Source organism: Pseudomonas syringae (assembly GCF_021606685.1).
Taxonomy (GTDB): Bacteria; Pseudomonadota; Gammaproteobacteria; order Pseudomonadales; family Pseudomonadaceae; genus Aquipseudomonas; species Aquipseudomonas syringae_R.
On record NZ_WKCB01000076.1, the window covers coordinates 1 to 25,031 of the forward strand.

Below are 25,031 nucleotides of genomic sequence, written 5' to 3' on the forward strand. Positions count from 1 at the left end.
CACGATCACACTCACTACAACAAGCCCGCTCGCGACAATAAGCCGGCCACCGTTCACGGTTTTAATAAACTCTGCCTGCGCGCCTGCCACCGTCTAAGCTTCAACCAAGTCCGATCAATCTGCGTGAATGGATCAATCGACTATGGGCGCTTTATGGCAAACCGGTTCGACCAAGGCTGCAGTTCCCGCTGGCAGCCCGGATGAACAGCCGTTGCCACAACGCCCGCGTCCGCGACGGCGGTGGGGGCGGTGGTCCGGGTTGGTGCTGGTACTCGGGCTGATTGTGGCGGCCTTCGCCGCTCACCGGGAGATGTTGACGTCCGCCTGGCAAGCCCGGCACTTGAGCCGCTGGGCGGCCGACCTGACGTACAGCCTGCACCCCGGCCCCAGCGACGCCATGGTTTACCCCGGTGCGGGGCCTTTCGACAAGCGTCTGGGCTACAGCGACTTGAACAGCTTCCTGCCGCGCCTGCTCAAGCGCGACTACCTGATACAGAGCCAGGTGCGTTTTTCGCCGGCGCTGATGAATTACACCGACCACGGCCTGTTCGTGCCCTACCCGGAAAAAATCCAGGCGGGGCTGACCATTACCGACTGCCGTGCCACGCCGCTGTACCAGTTCACCTACCCCCAGCAGTTTTACCCAAGCTTTGCGGCGATCCCAGCGGTGGTGGTCAATAGCCTGCTGTTTATCGAAGACCGTGACCTGCTCGACCCCAAGCAGCCCCAGCTCAACCCGGCGGTGGATTGGCCCCGGTTTGCCAAGGCGGCGTGGTCGCAGGTGGCCAAGCTGTTGCACTTGCCGGGGCAAAGCGCGGGCGGCAGTACCCTCGCCACTCAACTGGAAAAATACCGCCACTCGCCGGACGGCCTGACCCTGTCCGGCGGCGAGAAAATCCGCCAGATGCTGTCCGCCAGCGTGCGGGCCTACCAGGATGGCCCGCACACCCTCGGCGCGCGCCAGGACATCGTGCGCGACTACCTCAACAGCGTGCCGTTGTCGGCCGTGCCAGGCCACGGTGAAGTGCATGGCATGGCTGAAGGCCTGCGGGTGTGGTACGGCGCCGACTTCAACCACACCAACGCCCTGCTCGCCGGCAACGACCCGGCACAGTTGCCGCAAAAAGGCCTGGCCCTGCGCGAAGTGTTGTCGCTGATGATCGCCCAGCGTCGCCCCTCGCACTATTTGACCAAGGGCCATGCCGAACTGGCCGACCTCACCGACAGCCATATCCGCCTGCTCGCACACAATGCAGTGATCGACCCGGCACTCGCCAAGGCGGCCCTCGCCAGCCAGGTCACCTACCGTGACTGGCAGCAGCAACCGACGATCCAGCCGATTGAAACCAACAAGGGCATCAGCGTGGCCCGCAGCCGCCTCGCCGCCCTGCTCAACCGGCCGCTGTACGACCTGGACCGCCTCGACCTGGCCGCCACCAGCACCTTGCACAGTGACCTGCAAGCGCAGGCTTCTGCCTACCTCAAGCACCTGGCCGACCCCGCTTTCGCCGGGCAGATCGGCCTGCTCGGCGAACGCCTGCTGACCCCGGCCAGCACCGCCCAGGTGCGCTACAGCTTCACCCTCTACGAGATGACCGCCGATGGCGCCCGCGTGCGCGTGCAGACCGACAGCACCGACCAGCCCTTCGACATCAACGAAGGCAGCAAGCTCGAACTGGGTTCCACCGCCAAGCTGCGCGTACTCACCACCTACCTGCAAATCATCAGCGAACTGCATGACCGTTACGGCGCCCTGCCCCCCGCCGAGCTGAAAAAAGTCCAGGTCGACGATCAGGACCGCCTGACCCGCTGGGCCCTGGATTACCTGCTGCAACACAGCGAGCGCAGCCTGCCGGACATGCTTGGCGCAGCCCTTGACCGGCAATACTCCGCCAGCCCCGGTGAGCGGTTTTTCACCGGCGGCGGCATGCACCGCTTCCATAACTTTCGCAACGAGGACAATGGCCGCAACCCGACCCTGCGCGAGGCCCTGCGCGAATCGATCAACCTGCCGTTCATTCGCCTGATGCGCGACCTGGTGCGCTACAGCACCTACCAGGCACCCAACAACAGCGCCCAGTTGCTCAAGGACGACAGTGACCCGCGCCGCCAGGAATACCTGGCCAAATTCGCCGACCGTGAAGGCACTACTTTCCTGCTCAAGTTCTGGAAAAAATATCGCAACAAAGACACCCAGGCGCGGCTCGACACCTTCCTCGACAGCATGCACCCCACCGCCCAACGCCTGGCGGCGGTGCATCGCTACCTGTTGCCCAACGCCAGCCAGGCCAGTTTCAACAGCTTCGTGCGGTCGCACCTGAGCAGCGTAAAAAGCAGCGAAAAACTCACCGACGCGCGCCTGGCCACGCTCTATCAAAACTATGGCCCCGGCGCCTACGACTTGCCTGACCAAGGCTATATCGCCAAGGTCCACCCGCTGGACCTGTGGCTGATGGGTTACCTGCTCAACCACCCTGAGGCCACCTTCACCCAGGCCACCGCCGCCAGCGAACACGAACGCCAGGAGGTCTACAGCTGGCTGTTCAAGAGCCGCCATCAAAGCGCCCGCGACAGCCGTATCCGCACCATGCTGGAGATCGAAGCCTTCCTGGATATTCACCAGCGCTGGCAACAAGTCGGCTACCCCTTCGACCACCTGGTGCCGTCCCTGGCCACAGCGATCGGCAGCTCCGGCGACCGCCCTGCCGCCCTGGCCGAGCTGGTGGGGATCATCCTCAACGACGGCGTGCGCCAGCCCACGCTGCGCATCGACAGCTTGCGCTTTGCCGCCGACACCCCGTACGAAACCAGGCTGATCACCGACCCCGCTCGCGGCAAACGGGTGATGCCATCCGAGGTCGCCAGCGCACTGCGCGAAGCACTGTCACAGGTAGTGGACGCCGGCACCGCGCGCCGCGTGGCCGGCAGTTTCAAACTGGCCGACGGCACGCCGCTGGCCATGGGTGGCAAGACCGGCACCGGGGACAACCGCATCGAAGCCATCGGCGCCGGCGGGCGGGTTCTCAGCTCCAAGGCGATCAACCGCACGGCGACCTTTGTGTTCTATATCGGCGAGCATCATTTCGGCACGCTGACCGCGTTTGTCCCTGGGGCTTCGGCGCAAGGTTTCAGGTTCACCTCGGCGTTGCCGGTGCAGGTGCTCAAGGGCATGGCACCGATTCTCACGCCCTATTTGCAGCCGGGAAACAGCACGCTGTGTCAGGCAATTCCCCTCAACGCCGCACGCTAAAAACCGGGTATTAGGTATGCGCTTTATAGGCGCATTTTTCCGCTGGTTCGGCGCCGGTTCCCAGCCAGTATTCGAACTTATCCAAAGCCCCGCCCCTGAATAGACTGAGTGGCAACTCTTGTTTTATTCAGGTTCTCCCGATGCCCGATCCTCTCGCCCCGCCGCCTGCCGATGACTTCCAAGGCGTGCACAAACAACACCTCAAAAATGCCCTGCCACAGTGGATAAAAACCGCGTCCGGGGTGCGCGTACAAGCACTCAAAGACACCCCGCGCCACACCGCCCGCCCTTATCCACAGGCGTCAAACCACCCGCAGATCAAAGCGGCTGTCACCGCCCAATGGCACAGCCAGAACAGCCTGGACCAGACGTTTCGTGACCTCAACAACCTCCATGCCTTTGCCGAGCCCTTGCTCAAAAACGCGCTGATCAACTACGGCGAAATCGACGTAAAGTCGACCTTCATCCGCCTGTATTCCAAGGCCAACCTCGCCTGGTGGGTGCATGACAGCACCGAGGGCGTGACCAGCCGAACCGTGTCCCTGCTGGACGCGGCGCTGCACAATTTTGCTGGCGCCGAGCGCTTCGTCGACCATGCCTTTTTGTCTGCCGAAGACCCGCGCGGGCAACGCGACATCCTCACCCTGCGCCACCGCAACACCGGGGCCGTGCTGACCGCCGAGCACTTCAAGGGCATCTGCCGCGCACTGGACATCGGCGCCCGCTACCAGGTGCAGCTCAAAGAAGCATTGGGGTTCAACGACCGCGCCTGCGCACGCGCCCTGCGCCTTGCGGTGATTGCCAACCAGAAAAACGCCCTCAGCGTCGCCGCGCACCTGGCCCTGGCCAAGGGCGATATCCAGCAGGACGCCCACACCGCGATGCTGCAACTGATCGCAGACCAAGCGGCGTACCTCGATGGTCGTCGCCTCACGCCCTACACCCTGAGCCTGATGGACATTGCCCTGACCGGTATCGTGGTGTTCTGCCCGTCGCCCGACTCGCCCCTCCACCTTGGCCGGCTGCTGGCCTATGTGCCCGAAGACCCCGAGCACCCGCTCAAGGAATACCCGTCACCTGCCGCGTTCATGCAGGAACTGACCCGCCAGTTGCGGGATACCCCGCGTTATCAATTGTTCTTCAGCCAGTTCGTGGCGCAAGCGCAACGCGGCTATTTCTTTGCCGACCTGAATGCCCGCCTCAGCCAGGTGCGCTGGCACCAGAAAGCCGCCACCGACCCGGGGCCAACCTGGAAAGACACCCCGGTGGATAGGCCCAATCTGCAGTTTCGCCTGCTGGACATCGCCGACGACTACCAGAATCGCTCCAGCGTCAGCAGCGATAACGACCTGTGGAACAACCAGTACCGGCGCAAGCTGAACAAGGTTCTCAACGACGCCCAGGAACTTGCCGTCTCCACCGCCCTGGCCGACCGGCATGCGCGCTGGGCGTGGTGGGACAACCTGGAAAAAATCCTTTCGGACATCCTCAATGCCGCGTTGCTGGTGATTACGCCGTTTGTGCCGGTGCTGGGGGAACTGATGCTGGCCTACACCGCTTATCAGCTTGCCGATGAGGTGTTTGAAGGCATCGTCGATTGGTCCGAGGGCCAAGGGCTTGAGGCCACCCAACACCTGCTCGACGTGCTGGGCAGCATCGAGCAGTTCGCCTTGTTTGCCGCTGGCAGTGCCCTGGGCTCGCTCGCACGCGTGAAGCTCTCAGCTTTTGTCGAAGGGCTTAAACCTGTGGAAATGCCCGACGGCACCCAACGGTTATGGAACCCGGACCTGGCGCCCTATGCGCTGAAAAATATTGAGCTGCCCCCTGGGGCGAAACCTGACAGCCGCGGGCTGCATCAACACCAGGGCAAACAGATTCTGCCGCTGAACAACACCCACTATGAAGTGCGGACGATGGACGACAACGGCCCCCACCGTATCCCCCATCCCGAGCGCCCGCACGCCTATGCGCCCAAGGTGGTGTTCAACGAGCATGGCGCCTTCGTCCACGAGGCGGATCAACCGCGCAGTTGGGACAGCACCACCCTGATGCGCCGCCTGGGCCAGCGTACCCAGCCGTTCAGCGATATCGAGTTGCGCCAGATACGCCGCGTCAGTGCCACCGACGACGACACGTTGCGCGGCGTGTACCTGTACAACCAGCCGCCACCGCCCTTGCTGGAAGCCACCTTCAAGCGTTACGAGGCCTGGCAGGTGGCCAAAGACGCTGTCGAGACACTGCGCACCGGCAAGCCGCTGCCGCCCGACCCGTCTTCGGCGTGGTTCGAACAGACCGTCACCGAGCTGCCTGGCTGGCCCGAAAACACCGCTTTGCAAGTGTTTACTCGCGCCGACCTGACCGGCGATTCACGCACCTACAGCAAGCCCGGCGCGACGCCCACTGCCACGCTGCACATCAGCCTTGGGGAGGTGATGGCCGGCGAGTTGCCGCAGCGCGTGCTGGGTTTTCTCGACGACACTGCCGTGGGCACCCTGCTCGGCCGCGACGTACCGGGCGCCGAGCGGGTGCAGGCGCTGCGTGACCAACTGGCCGACTACGTGAAGACGCAAACCGAGGACATCAGCACCTACGTGCAGCAGATCAAGGACCAATCCAGCGATCCGTTCGTGCGCCTGCTTCGTCAGTCATTGCCCGACCTCGATGCCGGCCTGGCGCACACCGTCATTCAGGCGGCCACCCCCGCCGAGCGTGAAGCCATGGGCGAACAGCACCTGCCGTTGCGCCTGCTGAACCAGGCCCAGGAACTGAGTTTCGCCGCCGACGCCAACCAGGCCTACGCCGGCTTTTACGCGCCCTGGCCCGTGACCCCAGGCACCGAGCGCATGGCCCTCAACACCCTGAAACTGCACAGCGACGCCTTCGCCGACCTGCACCTGCAGATACGCGACCAGACCCTGGACGGCCCGTTGCGCTGTGAGTTCGGCCCCGAGAACGCGTCACAACGACGGATTCTGGTACGCAAAAATCACCTGGGCTATGAAGTGTTCGATCAAACCCGGCAACGCCTCAATGGGCTCAATGACCTGTATGAATCGCTGCTGCACGCGGTGCCAGTGCCGGGCCGGAAACCCGGCCAGGGCGCCGAGCTGAAACGCTGGTTGATGGAAAAACTGCACGCCCTTGCCGAGCGCCGCCGCGTGTTGGCGAAGCCACCGCAGCGCACCACGGCAAGCCGGGAAACCAGCCAGTTGCTCAGCGGGCCAGGCGCCAGCCGGCACCAGCCTACCGCAGCGCAGACCCAGGTGGCGCACAGCCGGGAAGTCATGCAACTGCTGTTTCCCTCGATGAGCGAACAACAACTGCAGCGGTTTATCGACAACATCGGCACCGAGCAACTGCGCACCGTCCTCAACCAATTGACGGACGAGAAACACTGGCTGCGCACAACACTGGAAACCTGGAAACGCGCCCCCGGCCAGCACCCCAAAGACAGCCGGGCCTACCGCGCCGACAAAGCCGCACGGCATTTTGTTGCCGATAAGCTCTACCGCTGCTGGGAAGACCGCATGGCCGAACACACCGATGCCTGGGGCCATGTGCAGCAGGGTGCCGAACTCGACCTGCGAGGCATCGCCTTGCCTGAGCGCCTGCCGGATCTGCGCAGAGGCTTCAGACACGTGACCCGCCTGGTGATGACCTATAGCAACTTTTCCGAAGCCCATTCGGATTTCCTCCTGGGCTTCCCGGCCCTGCGCTCGCTGGACCTGAGCCATAACCAGTTGGATGAATTCCCCACCGCCATCGGTGATATGCGCTTTCTGAAACACCTCGACCTGAGCGACAACCTGATTGAACTGGATGCCACCGACAAGCGGCGCCTGGCCAACCTGCGTCGCATGGAACACCTGGTACTTGAGAACAACCCGCTGCACCTTGCGCCGGACATCTCCAGGATGCCCAACCTGCGTAGCCTGCTGTTGAGTCGAACCCGGATCAGCACATGGCCGGAGGGCGTATTTTCCCGCGCCGTGGGCCGTGATTTTCTGCTGGACCTGCGCGGCAACCGGATTGAGTGGGTGCCGGAATTCCCGGCCGGTTCTCCCCAGGCCGAAACTGTTGCCCGCACCCGCCTGGACCGCAGCGCGTTGCCGAATGAACAGCGCCTGCGCTTTGAAAGTTACCGCCTCGCCGCCGGGCTGGACCCCAATCGCACCTACGATCCCAGGGGTGACAGCAGTTATTGGCTGGAAGCGATGGACCCGCAACTGCACGACTATCGCAAGCTGCTGTGGGACAAACTGGAGCAGGAGCACGGCTCCCAAGGGCTGTTTGAGGTGATCAAGTCCCTGGAATTACATGATCCTGCCCAGACCCTGGAAGACCAGCAGCGCCTGCAGGTCAATCGCACCGAGCTGACCCAGCGGGTTTGGCAATTGATCCTCGCGGCCAACGTCGACACCCCGCTGCGTGAAACGTTGTTCAAGCTGTCGAGCTTCCCCGGCCTGTGTGCCGATGGCGGGGCGCAGATCTTCAACAACATGGGCATCGAAGTTCTCGCCACCGAGGCGCAGCGCTATTCATTCTCGGACCGCGAGCGGGCCGACCGGCTCGTCACCCTGGCCAAGGGCCGGGCACACCTCAGGCAATTGGAAAAGATCATCCAGGCAGACATTGCCCAGCGCCTCAAGCCGGTCGACCAAGGCGGCCTGGGCCAGCGCTTGCGCGCGGACATGCGCGATGGCGTACCCGGTGAAGTCGATGAGGTGGAGGTTTACCTGGCGTACCAGACGTCACTGGCCGCCAAGCTGGATTTGCCGTGGCTGTCGGACCACATGCTGTACCGGCTGACGGCCAATGTGCGCCAGGAGCAGATCGATACGGCCTATGCCACCGTGCTGGAGTTGAGTGAGGGTGACGGCCTGGTCAACCAGATGCTGCTGGAGCCTTACTGGGAACAGTACCTGCGCGACAGCCACGACCGTGAATATCGCGATAACGAGCAGCGCTACACCGAGCAGTTTTTCAAGCTCGATGAGTTGCAGGAGGCACAAGCGCAGTGGGCGGGTTCACAGGACCTGGACCCGGTGCAGAAAGCAGCGTTGAAGCAACGGCTCAAGCGCCTCGCCGATGAGCTGGAGGTGCCTGAAAGCGTGGTGTTCTCGGGCAACGACATGAGCGACGACGTCTACAATCGGCTGCTCAATGACCTCGGCTACAGCGAGAAACAATGGCTGCGCCGCTTGACCCGCGAAGCACTGGCCAACGCGACCGGGCTGAGTAACCGCAGGGTCATCGAGCCCACACACCTCTAATGCCCTAGCAACCACCAGACATCGCCGAGCACTGAACAACGCCTTTGTGGCGAGCGGGCTTGCCCGCGTTGGGGCGCGAAGCGGCCCCGGAAGGCTGGATGCGCTGGGCCAGGTGGAACCGGCACACAAGCAGAGGGCTGCTGCGCAGCCCAACGCGGGCAAGCCCGCTCGCCACGGTTAGGGTGGTTATTAGACGTCGTCGAGTGTTGGACAAGGCTCGCCACGGTTAGAGGGGGTCAGGGCACGCCCATCACGAGTACACCGCTGCCGCTGATGGGGCCGGCGGCAGGGAGGGTCCCCGCGCGTTTGACAAGGGTAAATGTCACGTCGTCGCCGCCTGCATTGTTGGTGATCTGGCTCAGGAACGAACCGTTTACCCGTACCGCCGTCCCCCCACGGACAAGGCCCGTTCCCACATCCGGATTGCTCATGGTCAGCAAGTTCGAGTTGAACGACGAAGGCGTGCCTTGGTAGGTAATGGTGATCGGCGTGGTAACACTTCCCGGGCCAGGGCAGGAATAGTTAAGCCGGCGGTTGGTGCGGATGGTAGTGGTCAGTGGGTCGGTGCCGATTGCACGCTGGTGCACGTCGTTGAAATTGATCTCGAGCGGGTTGTTGTTGTTGATGGTGCAGGTTGATGGGGAAACGGTGAAGTTGTTGTTGGCGATATATACAAGGCTGAGGTTCGTCGAGAGGGAATCATAATTGTTTGTCTGATCGAGGCGTAAGGTGCCAAGGGTGTCGCCTACTCGAATATCAATCGGCGTCACCGGATTGTTGCGCTGTAAAATATAAGGTATTACCTCGATCGGCATAGGGGCGAAGCCACTATCCGTCATGGTCGCAATCCGAATACCCGACGGGATCGGAACATCCCGATACGTCCCATTGATACGCAAGCCAGCGCTTTGGTTGGTGAATTTCGGGCCCGGTGTCCAAGCCGGGCCGACCCTGGTTCCGGTTGCCCAATAATCTTGCCGCCCATACCCGGGGTAGCTATCAGGTTCGAATCGGCAGCTCAGCCTCACCCCTTCAAGGAGGATACGCGGTGTATTCACTTCCGGCCGGACATTGACTGGGACCTGCAGGGTTAACGTCGTGCCAGCGCCTATCCTTTGCCACGGCCCGCCGTTGACACTGCAATCCGCTGCTCTCACGGTGGTTGTCATGCCCATCAGAGCAAGAAGCCCAATGGCTGCATATAGTCGTTTCATGTTGATCTCTACTATGGATAATCCAGCGTAAAAATGGAGGTCACCCGATAGGCACCCTCTTCGATGGTCTTGTCCCGAATGGCATTCGGCTCGCCCTGCACAAAGGCTTTGAGCTCGATGACGTTGTTGCCAGGGGTCAAACGCTGTTCGTCGCTGGCGATGTTCACGGGTACCAGCTTTTTACTCGGCGTCTCGATACCGAGCCCGATACCGCTGGCACCACTGCCGCCGTCCAGTGCGAACAAGCCAGGCAGCGCGGCGTTTTCCCGACCGGCAAAGGTGATGGAAACCGACTCGCTGATCGTGGTGTTGCAATCGTCCAGGTGCAGCCGGAAGCCCTTACCCACGGTGCGCGTGTTGATGTAGAGGTGGGTGCTGGTAACGTCCCAGAGTTCCACCGTGAGGGCCTCATCGCCGGGGCGGATGGTGCAGGCCTGTTCGACCAGGTTGCCCATGAACCGCAGGTTGTCCGCCGCCTGCGCACTGGGCGCCAGGCCAACGCTGAGCAGCATTGCCAGCCCGGCACATGACCAGGCCTTATGAACCTTTTGATGTCGCATACACTGACTCCTACTGGTATTCGGCCAACAGCGTGGCCACCGCGGTAAACCGTGCCGGGGCCAGCACCGCGCCTGGCCGTTTGACGGGGACGACTTCCAATGTCGGGGGTGCAGTGATGGAGATATCCAATGGCGTATTGAGTAGAAACGGCACGTTGTTTTGCAGCAGCCGAATCCCCAGGTCCGGCGCCGTGGTCTGTAACGCCGCGCCATCAAACGTGGTTGCGGTGCCGCTGATGCTCAACTTGAGCAGCCACGGCAGCGGGGAGGTGCCGCAGTTGATGGTGTAGCCCACTGCCCTGCGGTACTTCACGCCGTCGACGCGCTTGGTGCCGACATCGCCAAAGTCGACTTCAATGTTGCGCCCGGAATCAATCGTGCAGGGTGGCGGCTCGTTCAGCGTTCCGTTGAACGTCAGGTTGGCCGACGCCGCGCTGCACAAGCCGATTGAACACAAGGCGAGCAGGGCTCGCTGCGGCCAAAAAGTCATTGATCATTCCTCATCATTGGTACTCGATCACAAGGGTCGCGGAGGCATCGAATGCCCCGCCCGTCAGCGTGCTACCCACGCGCTTGACCGGCACCGCCTGCACGGCTGGAAAGTTGGGATGAGTGAACCTGACGGGCGTATTCAGCGGCCAGTCGGCGCCATTGACGAACAGCTTCACCCCAAGGTCGGTCTTGCGGGTAGAGAGCACGCCGCTGTCAAACGAAGCCCCTGTGCCCTGTAGCTCCAGGGTCATCGCATTGCTGTAGACAGGGGGGGTGCAACTGACCGTGTACGGCACGTCGCGGCGATAGGTGACGCCGTCGATGCGCGTGGTGTGCAGGTCGTTGCCGAACGGCACATTGAGCGTGCTGCCGCCGTTGATCACACAGGGTGGCGGCGCAATGATGACCGCGCGGATCGTCAGGTTCACATTGGCCTGCGCGCCCTGGCTGACAGCGCACAGCAAGCCTCCACCGATAAACATGGCTCGCAAGCCGGTTAACTTAGCCATTGCTCTGCCCTTACTCATAATTGAGCCTGAAATCCACCACGGCCCTGAATGCCCCGCTGGTCAATGGCGCGGAGGTACGCGTGGGCTGGACATTCCAGGTTTGCGTGTTGCTGCCCATGGGCAGAAACAACGGCTCGCCCCGTGAGCCCAGCTGCACATCCCGCCCCTCGGGGTCGGTCAATCGCAGGCCCATCCCGGTGATGCCCTGCACTTTGACCAGGCGTGGATCATCGGCATCGGCGGGTGCGATAAACATCACCGACAGCACCGGTTGATGGGCACTCCAGGTCAGGTTGCCGGTGCGCTCACTGGTGATCTTGCCGGCGGTGCGCTGGCAATCCTGAAAGCGCAGTTGAATGGGCCTGGAGGTGGCCTGATCACCTGGCCGTTGCAACTGGCCGGCCGAGATAGCCCCCAGGTCGATGGTCTGGTGGGCCGATGTCATCTCCAGGCCGCACGGCATTTCATGCATGGCCCCGCGTATATTCAGCATGCCCATCATGCCCTCGACATCCTGGGCATGCGCGCGCCCCATCAGGGCCAATAACAGACAGCCCAAGCCCTTCACTGTGTGCATCTTCATGATGTTCTCCGGCGGCAGGCACTACTGATTGGGCGTTGAGGCGTTTACATCCACCGTGCAGGTTTCACCCCTGCAGGTGAAGGCCAACACCGGGCGTCCGCCGTAATCATTCACGTAGGCCAGGTAGGGGGTATTACCCAGCACCTTGGCCGCGAGCCCCAGGGCCTGTGAGCCTTTGGGAGCAACCATTACGGGCTCGAAGCCCTCCAGGGTCTTGCCGTCCTTGCTGCTGCGTGCATCCACCAGGGTCACGTAATACGGCGTGGGGTTATTGACCTGGTAGCTGTCGCCCTGGCGGGTCAATGTCAGCTTTTGCTGCCACGGGGTGGACAGGTCTTGCTGGGTCGGCGTAATGGCTTGCGGCCGGTAAAACAACTTGATCCGGGTTTGCAGCGCGATCTGCAAGGTGTTGGCCTTGTCACTGCGCGGCGGGATTTCCCTCAGGTTGAAGTAGAAGACCGTTTCTCGATCCTGCGGCAGCGCCTTGGCGGCCGGCAGTGCCTGGACTTTCACCTGGCTTTGTTTGCCAGGCTCCAACCGTTGAACCGGCGGCAGCACGATCAGCGGCGAGGTGATTTTTTTACCCGCTTCGTCTTCGATCCAACCCTGCGCCAGGTACGGCAACTGGGTGTTGTTGTTGGTGATGTTCACGCTGGTGGCATCTTTACCGCCATCGAAAATCACCCGGGTACGGTCCAGGGCCACCGCAGCGTTGGCGCTTTGGCTAACGCCCAAGGCCAGCCATGCGAAGACCTGAAGGGTGTAGCGCATATTCAGCATCATGAGGATGTGTTCTCCGTATCGTTACGCTTCCCGGTCAGCCCTGCTGGCTCGGGTACAGATGGATCGGTGGCTACCAGCTGGCAGCGCAGTTGCAGGGAATAGGTCAAGCCATCAGCAGGCAAATCGGCAGGCAGCGTGAGGATGCAGCGCTCGGTTCCACCCCAACTGACGACCATCTGCTCGCCGGGCTGAATGCCGCTCAGGTAGACGTCTCCGCCATCGTTCACAACCCCGGTGTCCTGTTGCTTGCTGTTCTTCACCGTCGCGCCGAAAGGCGGTGCACTGCCGTCGGGCAGGCGCAGGACCGCCATGGCTTTCTTGCCGGAAATCACTTCCAGCGTCCGATAGCCGATAGCGCCTTCGGTGAGCGTCAGTTGGGTGACCGACTGCGTGGCCTCGACGTCGCTGGGCAGGCGTTCCAGATCGACACTGGCCGCCGTACGCTGGTAGCTGCCGATGTCGGCGATGACCGCCTTGCCAAACGCGTTGCTGCGAGTGGGGGTGCCATAACCGCGTACGGGTACATCGGGCACTCCGCCGGTATCGACCATCAGCCGGGTACCGCCGGTACTCGTGGTACGGTGCAGTGCCGCACCATAGGGGGTGAGCGTGCCGCCACCGCGCACAGAGGCACTGAGGGTGCGGTTATTGCCTTCTCGGGCACTGGCGCTCAAGTCGACATCGACCTGGTCACCGATATGGCTCAAGTAACCACTGGCGGAGTCATCGCTGGCACTGAGCTGGTAGCTGTTGTGCTCATCGATGCGATCGTTGAAGCGTGTTGAAAAGCTGTTTTTGCCGGCCGCTCTACTCGCGTCCATCGACAGCGTGCCGCTAGGCCCCAGCGGAAAACTGACCGTCAGCGCCAGGCCGTTATCCTTATAGTGGTACTCCTGCGTGCGGTAGACATTCAGGGACATATTCAGGTTTTTGACGGTGCCCAGATTGAAGTAGCGCGACGCCGACACGTTCCAGCGCTGCGTCTCTGGCCGGTTCCAATAGGTCTGCTTGTTGTAGCTGGCGTAGACGGTCGCGCCCAGGTCACGGAACTGCTTGTTCACCGTTATCGTATAGAGCGCCTTGTTGCCACCGATGGGGTTCCAGTGCTCGACGTAATCGCCGTTTTGGTCGTACTCGCCGCGCCCCGCCAGTTCGCCGTTCAACCCGTAATGCTGGGCATCCAGGTACTGGCTCATGCTCACGAAGTTTTTCTCGGAAAACCGGTAACCGGCGAAGGTCACTTGGCTGTCGTACTGCTCAAAGTTCTTGGAATATTGAAGGCGGTAGGATTTACCCGAAAGCGTGTCGTTCCACAGCGTTGCCCGGGACTGCGTGACATCCACGGAAATGGCCCCGAATGCCAACAAGTCGCGCCCGACCCCAACCGACAGCGCACGGTAATTGTTATCCGTAATCGCACCGCCCAAGAGCGACCAACCATTGCTGATCCCCCAAGAAAACTCGCCGGTGCCAAAAAATGCACCATCAGCGTGGTACTGAAGGTTCGACGGTCGCCCGGCAGACACCTTGTAACGCACTTGCCCAGGGCGGGTCAGGTAAGGCACGCCGGCGGTATAGATCTGGAATTTATGTTCTGTACCGTCTTGCTCTTCTACCCGCACATCCAGCATGCCGGACACAGCGTCATTCAGATCCTGAATACGAAACGGCCCTGCCGCCACCAGCGTTTCATAGAGCACACGCCCCTGTTGGCTGATGATGACTTTGGCATTGGTCTTGGCCACGCCGACCACTTCCGGCGCGTAACCGCGCAAGTTGGGTGGCAGCTGGCTTTCATCCGACTTGAGCGCGGCGCCGGTAAAACGGAAGCTGTCGAACAGGTCCGAATACAGGTAGTCCTCGCCCACCACCAGGCGTGCTCTGAGCTCGGGAATGGCGCGATACGCGTAGTAGCGACTCCACTCGAGCTTTTGTGGGTTGTTCGCCGACTGGCGGTCCTTTTCGACACGCCCCTGCCAGTCCGCCCGCAGGCGCCAGGCTCCGGCATTGGCGCCCAATGTCCCGTTACCGCTGAGGTTATTGCGCGTACCGTCATCCCTGCGGTAGCTGGACTGGGCCGTCATGTTGTAGTCCATCAACAGCCCCGGCACCCCTTCGTCCCAACGCGACGGTGGGTCCCAGTTGATGGCGCTGTATTCGAGATAGGCCTGGGGCAGGCTGATGTTCAGCGTGGCGGTCGCCAGATCGGCGCTGACCTCCATGCCGGGCAAGCTCTGGGAGTCGAGGCACTCTCCACCCTTCCACCAGTGCAGTTTTTCAGTGCTGGCCGTTTTCAGGCCCAACTGTTCTACCACGTCAGCGGTTAAACAGGCCTGGCTGCCTTTGGGATCATTATCGGGGGGATAGAACGCCACGGGCTGTTCAGAAACAGGTTGAGTATTTATCTGCACAACCATTGAGTAAGTGCCCGGCAAGATAAACCCACTGCGGGCAAACCGGGACAAATCAATATTGGTGCGGTCCGTTAAATCGAGTACATCCGTATTGAACTCAATATCCTCGGCGCCCAGTGCCGTGCCTGCCAATGATATCAAGCCACCCACGATGCCTGGGCGAAGCATATTTATGACTTTCGACGCATTCCACATGCAAGCAACCCATCATTTTCAAAAGTATTCCAACTTGAACCGCACTGCGGCAGTGTGATCGCCGGCTAACAGCGGCACTCCGTTGCCCATTAAGCGAACCGTGTAGTTGAGCGTCATGTTTCCCTCAACGATCGGGTACAGGCCCATTTGCTTGCCTGGCGAACACGCTTCACCGGCGGCGTCCTCAATGTGGAAGGCGACACCCTGTGAACCACCAAAGGCTGCGAATGAGAGCCCTCCCCGATCAGTAGCGCCGTCGAACGTCACGCGCACATGCTCCCAATCCGGCAGGGTTTCACCAGGCCGCAAGGGGTCGGGACGGCTCAGCGAGCAATTGATCAGGCGCAACTGGAAGGACTGTGCCTGCCCTTGCCCGTCACGCAGAAGCCGACCTACGGGTTCTGACGCCATTTCGATGGTTTGGTCGACAGAGCTCGATTCCAGCCCACAGGCTGAATCGATGACTGTGCCTCCCAGCGTGACGACCCCATCGCCTTGCGGTTCCGCCTGCGCGAATGCCCACGGACTGATGAACATCGTCAAAGAAGAGGCAACAGCGAGACTTATGAATGTTTTCACCTGAACCTCCCGCCAGTTTCCCCCCGCCACCCTTGAGCGGCGGGGGAAACACTTACTGATAAGCCAAGGTGAAATTGGTGACTGCGCTGAACTCACCAGGAACGATTGCGCCCGTAGCCTGGCCTTGCACATAGGCACCAAACTCCAGCGTGTTGTTACCGGTGGCAATGGCTTGCGGAGTGGTTGGGGTGCCCAACACGATAGGTCGGCCGCCATGGGTCATCATGATGCCCACGCCGCCCGCGCCACCGACGGTGCCGATTGCCCCAGGAACAGAGCCCGACGGCGCGCCGGTGAAGGTTGTGGTGACGGTGTTATCGGTGAGGCCGGTGAGGTCGCAGCCTTCAAGTTCGATACGCACAGGGCGCGATTCCGAACGGCCACCGGTTTCCAGCTGATGCTTTGCGATTGCGCCAAGGTGAACCGACTGGTCTACGGATTCAGGCTTGATCGAGCAAGCACCCGAGTGGACCGACCCCAAAAACGTAATCGTTCCATCAGCCGCATTAGCAACGGAGATAGAACCCACCAACAGGCCGACAGTCAACAGTGCAGTTTTCACTTTATATTTCATTTGCAGACGCTCACGTATTATTAAATCGCATCGGAATCCTGCCGTAGTTGTGCGCAGGACTTATTAAGCGTGCCAACGATCCCTGAGGCAGTGGAGTGTTTAACTTTCTCCAACTACTTGCATTGCAATTCAGGGATCCGTTTGACGCCGAGCAATTATCCGTGGCGATTCCCAATAAGAAAGCCGTCCAATTCTCCTAGTTGCGTAGCTCTGTTACACCACGACACATAGGAAAATTATGGCACTTTGCCAAAACTTTAAATTTAACTGTAAGAAGAGGACTACGCGTGGATAAATGAGAATAATTTATCGCGGGAGACGTCCGTAAGAATAAGATTACGAACATTAAAAAACAACCGAACTTACGGGACACTATCAACTAACACATTGAAGAATGTGTCGAGCCGATTGACGCCGTTTTGTGGCGCTCGTCACCAAACGCCGGGGATGACCGTTCGTCTGGCCGGATTGCGCACTCTTTAAGATATATCTTACGTTATGTCTTAACCAACGAGAGAGAACGCCCAATGAGAGACCATCATTCCCACCCCCCCCACGGTGAAGGCCGCGACGGCTTCGAAAAACGCCCAGGCCGCGAACGCGGCGGCCGCGGCCCAAGGGTCTTCGCCCCCGGCGACCTGAAACTGCTGCTGCCGGCGCTGATCGCCGAACAGCCTTGCCACGGCTACGACCTGATCCGCCAGATCGAAGGTTTGTTCGACGGCGCCTACAGCCCCAGCCCCGGGGTGATTTACCCGACGCTGACCTTCCTGGAAGAAAGCGAATTGATCACCGGCGACGCCGAAGGCGGCAAAAAACGTTACACAATCACCGACGCCGGTCGTCTCTTTCTAAGCGAGCAAGCCGTTGCCCTGGACGGCGTGCGCATGCGCATCGATGTGAGCAAACGCTCGTTGCGCGGCCACGATCGCCCGCCGGAAATCCACGAGGCGGTGCACAACCTGCGCCACGCCCTGCAGCTGCATCACGGCCGCTGGAGCGCGGATGAAGTCATCCGCGTACGCGACCTGCTCAACGCCACGGCCCAGGCCATCGTCGACGGTCCAGCCGTACAACTTGTACCGGAGCACACGCAATGACTGAATCCAACAAATTGGAAATCCACCGCGTCATGCATGAAATCAAGCGCCGCCGCCTGGAGGTGCTCAGGGTCGTGGACATCACCCCGCGCATGCGCCGCATCACCCTGGGCGGGCCGCAGTTGGCCGGCTTTGTGAGCCTGGGCAGCGACGACCATATCAAGCTGCTGTTCCCGCAGAACGCGGCCGAGCAAGCGGCACTCGACAGCCCGACGTTCACCCTGCAGGGCGACGGCCCCAAACCCGCCATGCGCGACTACACGCCGCGCCGGTTTGACCTGAGCATCAATGAGCTGGACATCGACTTCGTGCTGCACGGCGATGGCCCTGCGTCCACGTGGGCCGAGCAGGCGAAAGTCGGCCAGCACCTGCACATCGGCGGCCCGCGGGGTTCGATGATCGTACCGGATATATTCGACAGTTACCTGTTGATCGGCGATGAAACCGCGATCCCGGCCATCGCCCGGCGTCTTGAAGAATTGCCGGCGGGGCGCAAGGCGCTGGTTGTGATCGAGATCGCCAATGCGGCAGAACGGCAAGCTCTGCATAGCGCTGCCGAGGTAGAGGTTATCTGGGTGATACGCGACCAGGATGACCTGCTTGAGACCGTGCAGAACCTGACGCCGCCAAGTGGCTCGCTGTACAGTTTCGTGGCGACCGAAAGCAAACTGTCGCGCCAGCTGCGGCGCGTGTTGCTGGACACGCACCAGGTCAACGAGGCCTTCCTCAAGGCCGCGGGTTACTGGCGCGCGCAAGACAGCCAGGAAGACTAAACCGCCAGGCCCTGTGACCAGCGAACCAGTTGTGACCCGCTTGCTGTGGCGAGCGGGCTTGATGTGGCAACCAGGCCTAGTGTGAGAACCAGACTTGATTTGGCAACCAGGCTTGGTGTGGCAACCAGACTTGATTTGGCAACCAGGCTTGGTGTGGCAACCAGACTTGATTTGGCAACCATGCTTGGTGTGGCAACCAGACTTGATTTGGCAACCAGGCTTGGTGTGGCGAGCGGGCTTGCCCGCGTTGGGGCGCGAAGCGGCCCCGATGTGGACCGCCGCGTTTCGCCCAAGCAATCGCGGCGCCTGGTGCTGGGGCCGCTTCGCAGCCCAACGCGGGCAAGCCCGCTCGCCACACCAAGCCTGGTTGCCACATCAAGCCCGCTCGCCACACCATGCCTGGTTGCCACACCACGCCTGGTTGGCACACCCATCCGGCTCTTCACAGCCAGCCGATTTGCTACTTCAGCAGCACAACACATCCACGCGCTGTAACACGTCAACGCTGAGCTGAACGCAGCTTATCCAGCCCCACCGCCGCCAACGCAACCAACACAAACCCCGCCAGAATGCCCCCGGCGTTCACAAACACTTGTGGATAACCCAGGGTGCCGACGTCAATGAACGGATACTGGTACTGCCCCAGCAGATCCCCGCGCAGCAGCGCATAGGCGAAGTACACCACCGGGTAGATCGCCCACAGGCCGATGTGCTTGAACCGCAGACTGCCCTTGGGCACGCAACGCCACCAATACAGCGCAAACAACAGCGGCATCACGTCGTGAAGCAACTCGTCGGCGATAAATTGAAACCCCTCGGGTTGCCATAAATGCCGCAGCAACAGGTTGTAGGCCAAGCTCACCACCACGATGCTCACGGCGATGCCACTGCTGACAGCGGGCGCGAGAAAAAACCGCTTCGCCGCCGAATCGCGTTGCACCCACGCATAGCTCAACACCACCACCGCCAGGGTGTTGGTCAGCACCGTGAAAAAACTGAAAAAGTTGATCAGCCCGCCCATCAGGCTTGCACCAGTGGACCAGCGCGAATAAAGAATCAGGTATTGCTGAATCGCCAACCCCGCCCAACCGGCCAGCGCCGCTGCCGCCACATACCGCTTCATCGGCTCAATCCAGCGGGCGTTTGGTGCGCATCAGCTTCACGTACAACCCTTCGACTTTATCGCGCGCCCAAGGCGTTTTACGCAAGAAGGTGAGGCTCGACTTGATGCTCGGGTCGCTTTTGAAGCAGCGCACATCAATACGCTCGGCAAGGCCTTCCCATTCGTAGTGTTCCACCAGGGTGGTGAGGACGTGCTGCAGGGTCACGCCGTGGAGTGGGTCGTTACTTGTCGCGGTCATGCCGGGCCTTTTGCAATAAGAGGATTACAGCCGCGCACCTTAGCCGACGGGGCTTAACGGTGGAAGCGCTGCAGTGAATATAGACCCTGGGAGAAAGTTCCCCTTCTCGACGAAAAAAGAGATGTTATATTATAACCAAGCAATCTTCAGCCTTCTCTTCTTCTGCCGTTTTGCCAAGGAATGTCCGATGTCCCTCTCCTCCCCGTGGCGCTTGACCCCGCTGGCTACCGCCCTGTTGATCTGCGCCCAGGCCAACGCCCTTGAACTGCAACCCCAAGTCATCACCGGCAACCCGCTGGGCAGCGAGCAGCTCGCCTCGCCCACCACGGTGCTGGAAGGCGACGAGCTGACCCTGCAACAAAAAGGCAGCCTCGGTGAAACCCTGAACAAACAGCCGGGCGTGTCCTCGTCGTACTTCGGCCCTGGCGCCAGCCGGCCGATCATTCGTGGCCAGGATGGCGACCGCATTCGCATCCTGCGCAATGGCGTGGGCGCGCTGGACGCGTCGTCACTGTCCTACGACCACGCGGTGCCGCTGGACCCGGTCAACGTCGAGCGCATTGAAATCGTGCGTGGCCCGGCCGCCCTGCTGTATGGCGGTAGTGCCATCGGCGGCGTGGTCAACACCTTCGACAACCGCATCCCCACTGAAGCCATCGAAGGCATCCACGGTGCGGGTGAGTTGCGCTACGGCGGCGCCGATACCACGCGCAGCAGCGCGGGCAAACTGGAAGCCGGCAACGGCACCTTCGCCTTGCACCTGGACGCCAATGCGCGCGAATTCAACGACCTGAAAATCCCGGGTTTCGCCCGCAGCCGACACGCCCCCGAAAGCGAAGACGGCCCCGGCAAAAACGGCCGCCTGGGCAACAGCGACGGGCGCCAGGACGGCGGCGCGGTGGGCGGTTCCTACACCTGGGATGACGGCTATGCCGGGCTGTCCTACAGCAACTACGACGCCAACTACGGCTCCCCCGCCGAGCAAGGCGTGCGTATCCGCATGCAGCAGGATCACTACGCGTTCGCCTCCGAGATCCGCAACCTGCAAGGCCCGTTTACCTCGGTGAAACTCGACGCCGGCTACACCGACTACGAGCACCGCGAAATCGAAGGCGGCGAAACCGGCACGGTCTTCAAGAACAAAGGCTACGAAGCCCGCGTTGAAGCGCGGCACCAGCCCATCGGCCCATTCGATGGCGTGGTCGGCGCACAAGTGACGCGCAACGAGTTCTCGGCCCTGGGCGAAGAAGCCTTCGTGCCGCAGACCGACACCAATGCCGGCGCGCTCTTCATCCTCGAAGAAATGCAGGCCACCGAGCGCCTCAAGCTCAGCCTCGGCGGGCGCCTGGAACACACCAGCGTCGACCCGGACGCCAAGGGCAACGCGCGCTTTGCCGGCGCCGACAACAGCAATGACTTCACCGCCGGCAGCCTGTCATCGGGCGCGGTGTACAGCCTTACGCCAATCTGGTCGGTGGCCGCGACGCTCGGCTACACCGAACGCGCGCCGACCTTCTACGAGCTGTACGCCAACGGTGCCCACGTCGCCACCGGCACCTATGAGCGGGGCGATGCCAACCTGAAGAAAGAAAAAGCCGTGTCCAGCGACCTGGCCCTGCGCTTTGACAACGGCACCCACAAGGGCAGCTTTGGCGTTTTCTACAGCCGCTTCTCCAATTACATCGGCTTGCTGGGTACCGGTCGTACGTTGAACGACGAAGGCGAAGAAGACGCAGCGGGCATCCCTGAGTACGAATACTCGGGTGTGCGTGCACGTTTCGCAGGTTTTGAGGCCCAGGATCACATCAAACTTGGCGAAAGCGCCTACGGCAAGTTCGCGCTGGAGCTGTCGGGCGACTACACACGCGCCACCAACCTGGACACCGGCGAAGCCTTGCCCCGTATTGCGCCGCTGCGCCTGAACAGCGGCTTGCTGTGGGAACTGGATCGCTGGCAGGCACGCATCGACGTCGAACACGCCGCCGGCCAGGGCCGTGTGCCGGACAACGAGAGCGGCACCGATGGCTATACCACCTTGGGTGCAAGCGCGGGGTATCGCTTCAACCTGGGCGGCAGCCAGTGGCTGGCATTTGTGAATGGCGAAAACCTGACCAACCAGACCGTGCGCTATGCAAGCTCGATCCTGCGCGATATCGCACCGGCACCGGGCAGAAGCGTGCAGGTAGGCCTGCGCACCACCTTCTAAAAAAATAACCACAATTCCCCCAGTGGAGTAGGACTTGGAGAAGGGCGTAGTGTGGCGAGCGGGCTTGCCCGCGTTGGGCGGCGAAGCCGCCCCAAAAACTGCCACCGCGGTGTACCTGAAACACCGCGGTGATTTCACTGGGGCCGCTTCGCGCCCCAACGCGGGCAAGCCCGCTCGCCACAACACGCTCCACTTTCCACAACACGCTCACTTCCTACTGCAAGCTCACGCCCTACAAAAACTGGGCTGCGACCGCTTTTTGGCAGCGACACTTCGTCACTGTTACCAAATCTGAAATGATGCATCTTGCGTTTTAGGCTTTCTCTCAGCCGCCACTCGCTTTATCCTTCGCAACAACCTGAAACGTTTCATTCCCCGGTCGACCCCATCTTGCTGATTGTTCCCACCTGCAAAGACAGCGCTGTCTTACACCCGAGTGCGCCTGGGGATAAATCGTCCGCCTGTGGATAAACCTCGCTGTCCGCAGAAAAACCGATTTAACGCTGAACCAAGCCCGCGCCAAATCGTCATCTACAGTGAATGAAGCACGGGGTTACATAATTATTCCAACGTCACGGAGAAACACACTATGAGCACTGATGGTGCTTCAAGCCCAAGCCGCCTGCTGCCCAGGTTGCTAGGCGTCTTGCTGCTGATCATGGGCCTGGCCTTGCTGGCCGGTGGCATCAAGCTGAGCATGCTCGGCGGGTCGCTGTACTACCTGCTGGCCGGTATCGGCATCACCTTGACCGGTATTCTGCTGCTGGCCACCCGCCGCGCCGCGCTGGGTCTGTACGCACTGGTGCTGTTCGCCAGCACCGTGTGGGCCCTGTGGGAAGTCGGCCTGGACTGGTGGCAATTGGTGCCGCGCCTGGCGCTGCTGTTCGCCCTGGGCATCGTCATGCTGCTCCCGTGGTTTCGCCGTCCGTTGCTGCGTGGCCAACCTGCCCCGCTGGGCACCGGCGCGCTGAGCGTCGCCGTGGTACTGGCCGGTGCTACCGCCATTGCCAGCCAATTCACCAACCCCGGTGAGATCAAAGGCCAACTGGACCGCGACGCGGTACCGGGCATGGCCAGTGCTGCGCCAACCCAGGCCGATGGCGATTGGAATTCCTATGGCCGCTCGGCCTACGGTGATCGCTACTCGCCGCTGGCGCAGATCACCCCGGAAAACGCCCACAAGCTGGTCCCGGCGTGGACGTTCCGCACCGGCGACATCCCTGGCGCAGGCGACCCGGGTGAAACCACTGCGGAAAACACCCCGCTGAAAGTCAACGGCATGCTCTATGTGTGTACCCCGCACAGCCAAGTGATTGCCCTGGACCCGGACACCGGCAAGGAAATCTGGCGTTTCGACCCCAAGATCACCACCCAGGGTGCCGAGAGCTTCAAGGGTTGGGCGCACATGACCTGCCGTGGCGTGTCGTATCACGATGACGCCGCCTACGCTTCCGAGCAGAGCCCAACCGGCAGCGCCAGCCCGGCTGCTGCACCGAATGCCTGCCCGAAACGCATCTTCGTGCCGACTGCCGACACCCGTCTGATCGCCCTCAACGCCGACACCGGCAAGATGTGCGAAGACTTCGGCGACAAAGGCCAGGTCGACCTGCGTGCCAACATCGGCAGCTTCGCCCCAGGCGGTTACTACTCCACCTCGCCACCGGCCGTGACCAAGAACCTGGTGGTGATCGGCGGCCACGTGACCGACAACGTCTCCACCGATGAGCCAAGCGGCGTGATCCGCGCGTTCGACGTGCACACCGGCAAGCTGGTGTGGAACTGGGACAGCGGCAACCCGGACGACACCACCCCGTTGGCTGAGGGCAAGACCTACACGCGCAACTCGCCGAACATGTGGTCCATGTTCGCCGTGGATGAAAAACTCGGCATGCTCTACCTGCCGATGGGCAACCAGATGCCCGACCAATACGGCGGCGACCGTACTGAAGATTCCGAGAAGTACGCTGCCGGCCTGACTGCCCTGGACATCGACAGCGGCCACGTGAAGTGGACCTTCCAGTTCACTCACCATGACCTGTGGGACATGGACGTTGGCGGCCAGCCGTCGCTGATCGACATCAAGACCGCTGAAGGCGTGAAGCAAGCGGTAATGGCGTCCACCAAACAAGGCAGCATCTACGTGCTGGACCGCGCCACCGGCCAGCCGGTAGTGCCGATCCATGAAGTGGCTGTACCGCAAGGCGCAGTGGCCGGTGATCGCACCTCGCCGACCCAACCCAAGTCCGACCTGAACTTCATGCCGCCGCCGCTCAAAGAGCGCGACATGTGGGGCGTGACGCCGTTCGACCAGATGCTCTGCCGGATCGATTTCAAATCGATGCGCTACGACGGTCCGTTCACCCCGCCATCGCTGCAAGGTTCGATCGTTTACCCGGGTAACTTCGGCGTGTTTGACTGGGGTGGTATCTCCGTCGACCCGGTACGCCAGGTCGCGTTCGTGAACCCGAGCTACATGGCGTTCAAGTCCAAGCTGATCCCGGCTGCCGACATCGCCAAACAAGGTCCACGTGTGAGCGAGACCGAAGGCGTACAGCCGAACAAAGGCGCACCGTACGGTGTGATCCTTGAAGCCATGCTGTCGCCAATGGGCCTGCCGTGCCAGGCACCGGCGTGGGGTTATGTGGCGGCGGTCGATCTGACCACCCACAAAACCATCTGGATGCACAAGAACGGCACCGTGCGTGACAGCTCGCCGGTTCCGATCCCGCTGAGCATGGGCGTGCCTAGCCTGGGGGGTACGTTTACCACTGCGGGTGGCGTGTCGTTCCTCAGCGGTACGCTTGACCAGTACCTGCGTGCCTATGATGTGAAAAACGGCAAGCAGTTGTGGGAAGGCCGCCTGCCAGCAGGCGCGCAGACCACACCGATGACGTATACCGGCAAGGACGGCAAGCAATATGTGCTGGTCATGGCGGGTGGTCATGGGTCGCTGGGGACTAAGCAGGGTGACTATGTGATGGCGTTTAAACTGCCGGATTAAGCTGCGCTGGTGGTATGGAAAGGTGGCTGCCCTTTGTGGGTGGCTGCCTTTTTTTTTGTCTGTGGGGGGGGGGGTTTTTTGGGGGGTGGGGGTATATCCGGTTTTTGGGTAACGGCTGCCTATGGTTCCGCCCTTACGGCGGGGGACTTTTTGGAAAAGGCTTT

17 protein-coding genes are annotated in these 25,031 nt (G+C 61.5%); 6 read left to right on the forward strand and 11 right to left on the reverse strand.

The window, feature by feature from the left end:
- Nucleotides 1-142: 142 nt before the first annotated feature.
- Together GIW02_RS22260 and GIW02_RS22265 are read left to right on the forward strand one after the other, a co-directional pair.
- Nucleotides 143-3,250 (forward strand): transglycosylase domain-containing protein, encoded by a 3,108-nt coding sequence (locus GIW02_RS22260; RefSeq protein WP_236418859.1) that lies wholly within the window; start codon nucleotides 143-145, stop codon nucleotides 3,248-3,250.
- Between the two features lie 140 nt (nucleotides 3,251-3,390).
- Nucleotides 3,391-8,523, forward strand: coding sequence for an NEL-type E3 ubiquitin ligase domain-containing protein (locus GIW02_RS22265; RefSeq protein ID WP_236418861.1), 5,133 nt, complete (start codon nucleotides 3,391-3,393; stop codon nucleotides 8,521-8,523).
- A 236-nt stretch (nucleotides 8,524-8,759) separates the two neighbouring features.
- Here the strand turns inward: GIW02_RS22265 and GIW02_RS22270 are convergent, their stop codons facing one another.
- The 9 genes from GIW02_RS22270 to GIW02_RS22310 are packed head-to-tail and all read right to left on the reverse strand — an operon-like array spanning nucleotide 8,760 to nucleotide 16,426.
- Nucleotides 8,760-9,737 (reverse strand): fimbrial protein, encoded by a 978-nt coding sequence (locus tag GIW02_RS22270; protein ID WP_236418569.1) that lies wholly within the window; start codon nucleotides 9,735-9,737, stop codon nucleotides 8,760-8,762.
- 11 nt (nucleotides 9,738-9,748) lie between these two features.
- A complete protein-coding gene (locus tag GIW02_RS22275; protein ID WP_236418570.1) occupies nucleotides 9,749-10,297 on the reverse strand; it encodes a fimbrial protein in 549 nt (182 codons plus the stop codon).
- 10 nt (nucleotides 10,298-10,307) lie between these two features.
- On the reverse strand, nucleotides 10,308-10,787 hold the full coding sequence (locus GIW02_RS22280) for a fimbrial protein (protein ID WP_236418571.1): 480 nt from the start codon (nucleotides 10,785-10,787) through the stop codon (nucleotides 10,308-10,310).
- A gap of 13 nt (nucleotides 10,788-10,800) precedes the next feature.
- Nucleotides 10,801-11,298, reverse strand: coding sequence for a fimbrial protein (locus tag GIW02_RS22285; RefSeq protein ID WP_236418572.1), 498 nt, complete (start codon nucleotides 11,296-11,298; stop codon nucleotides 10,801-10,803).
- Nucleotides 11,299-11,308: 10 nt separating this feature from the next.
- Complete coding sequence (locus GIW02_RS22290; protein WP_236418573.1) at nucleotides 11,309-11,881, reverse strand: fimbrial protein; 573 nt, start codon at nucleotides 11,879-11,881, stop codon at nucleotides 11,309-11,311.
- Nucleotides 11,882-11,902: 21 nt separating this feature from the next.
- Entirely contained in the window at nucleotides 11,903-12,664 is a 762-nt protein-coding gene (locus GIW02_RS22295; protein ID WP_456361676.1) for a fimbria/pilus periplasmic chaperone, read from the reverse strand.
- Nucleotides 12,661-15,273: an outer membrane usher protein gene (locus tag GIW02_RS22300; protein WP_236422075.1), complete on the reverse strand. Its 2,613-nt coding sequence runs from the start codon at nucleotides 15,271-15,273 to the stop codon at nucleotides 12,661-12,663. Before GIW02_RS22300 ends, GIW02_RS22295 begins: the two co-directional genes overlap by 4 nt.
- 18 nt (nucleotides 15,274-15,291) lie before the next feature.
- Nucleotides 15,292-15,852 carry a fimbrial protein gene (locus GIW02_RS22305; RefSeq protein ID WP_236418575.1) on the reverse strand — a complete coding sequence of 187 codons (561 nt, stop codon included), beginning with the start codon at nucleotides 15,850-15,852 and terminating at the stop codon, nucleotides 15,292-15,294.
- A gap of 52 nt (nucleotides 15,853-15,904) precedes the next feature.
- Nucleotides 15,905-16,426 (reverse strand): fimbrial protein, encoded by a 522-nt coding sequence (locus tag GIW02_RS22310; protein WP_236418576.1) that lies wholly within the window; start codon nucleotides 16,424-16,426, stop codon nucleotides 15,905-15,907.
- A gap of 527 nt (nucleotides 16,427-16,953) precedes the next feature.
- On the opposite strand from GIW02_RS22310, the gene GIW02_RS22315 reads away from it, so the two are divergent.
- Nucleotides 16,954-17,526, forward strand: a complete 573-nt coding sequence (locus GIW02_RS22315) for a PadR family transcriptional regulator (RefSeq protein ID WP_236418577.1) — start codon at nucleotides 16,954-16,956, stop codon at nucleotides 17,524-17,526.
- Nucleotides 17,523-18,299, forward strand: coding sequence for a siderophore-interacting protein (locus GIW02_RS22320; RefSeq protein ID WP_236418578.1), 777 nt, complete (start codon nucleotides 17,523-17,525; stop codon nucleotides 18,297-18,299). The genes GIW02_RS22315 and GIW02_RS22320 overlap by 4 nt, the downstream gene beginning before the upstream one ends.
- A gap of 499 nt (nucleotides 18,300-18,798) precedes the next feature.
- Here GIW02_RS22320 and GIW02_RS22325 read toward each other — a convergent pair whose 3' ends face one another.
- Nucleotides 18,799-19,422 carry a Pr6Pr family membrane protein gene (locus tag GIW02_RS22325; protein WP_236419807.1) on the reverse strand — a complete coding sequence of 208 codons (624 nt, stop codon included), beginning with the start codon at nucleotides 19,420-19,422 and terminating at the stop codon, nucleotides 18,799-18,801.
- A gap of 4 nt (nucleotides 19,423-19,426) precedes the next feature.
- Nucleotides 19,427-19,660: a VF530 family protein gene (locus GIW02_RS22330; RefSeq protein ID WP_236419809.1), complete on the reverse strand. Its 234-nt coding sequence runs from the start codon at nucleotides 19,658-19,660 to the stop codon at nucleotides 19,427-19,429.
- A 187-nt stretch (nucleotides 19,661-19,847) separates the two neighbouring features.
- On the opposite strand from GIW02_RS22330, the gene GIW02_RS22335 reads away from it, so the two are divergent.
- The gene (locus GIW02_RS22335; RefSeq protein WP_236419811.1) at nucleotides 19,848-21,866 is read left to right on the forward strand and encodes a TonB-dependent receptor; all 2,019 of its coding nucleotides are present in this window, start codon (nucleotides 19,848-19,850) and stop codon (nucleotides 21,864-21,866) included.
- Nucleotides 21,867-22,455: 589 nt separating this feature from the next.
- On the forward strand, nucleotides 22,456-24,867 hold the full coding sequence (locus tag GIW02_RS22340; RefSeq protein ID WP_236422076.1) for a glucose/quinate/shikimate family membrane-bound PQQ-dependent dehydrogenase: 2,412 nt from the start codon (nucleotides 22,456-22,458) through the stop codon (nucleotides 24,865-24,867).
- Nucleotides 24,868-25,031 lie beyond the last annotated feature (164 nt).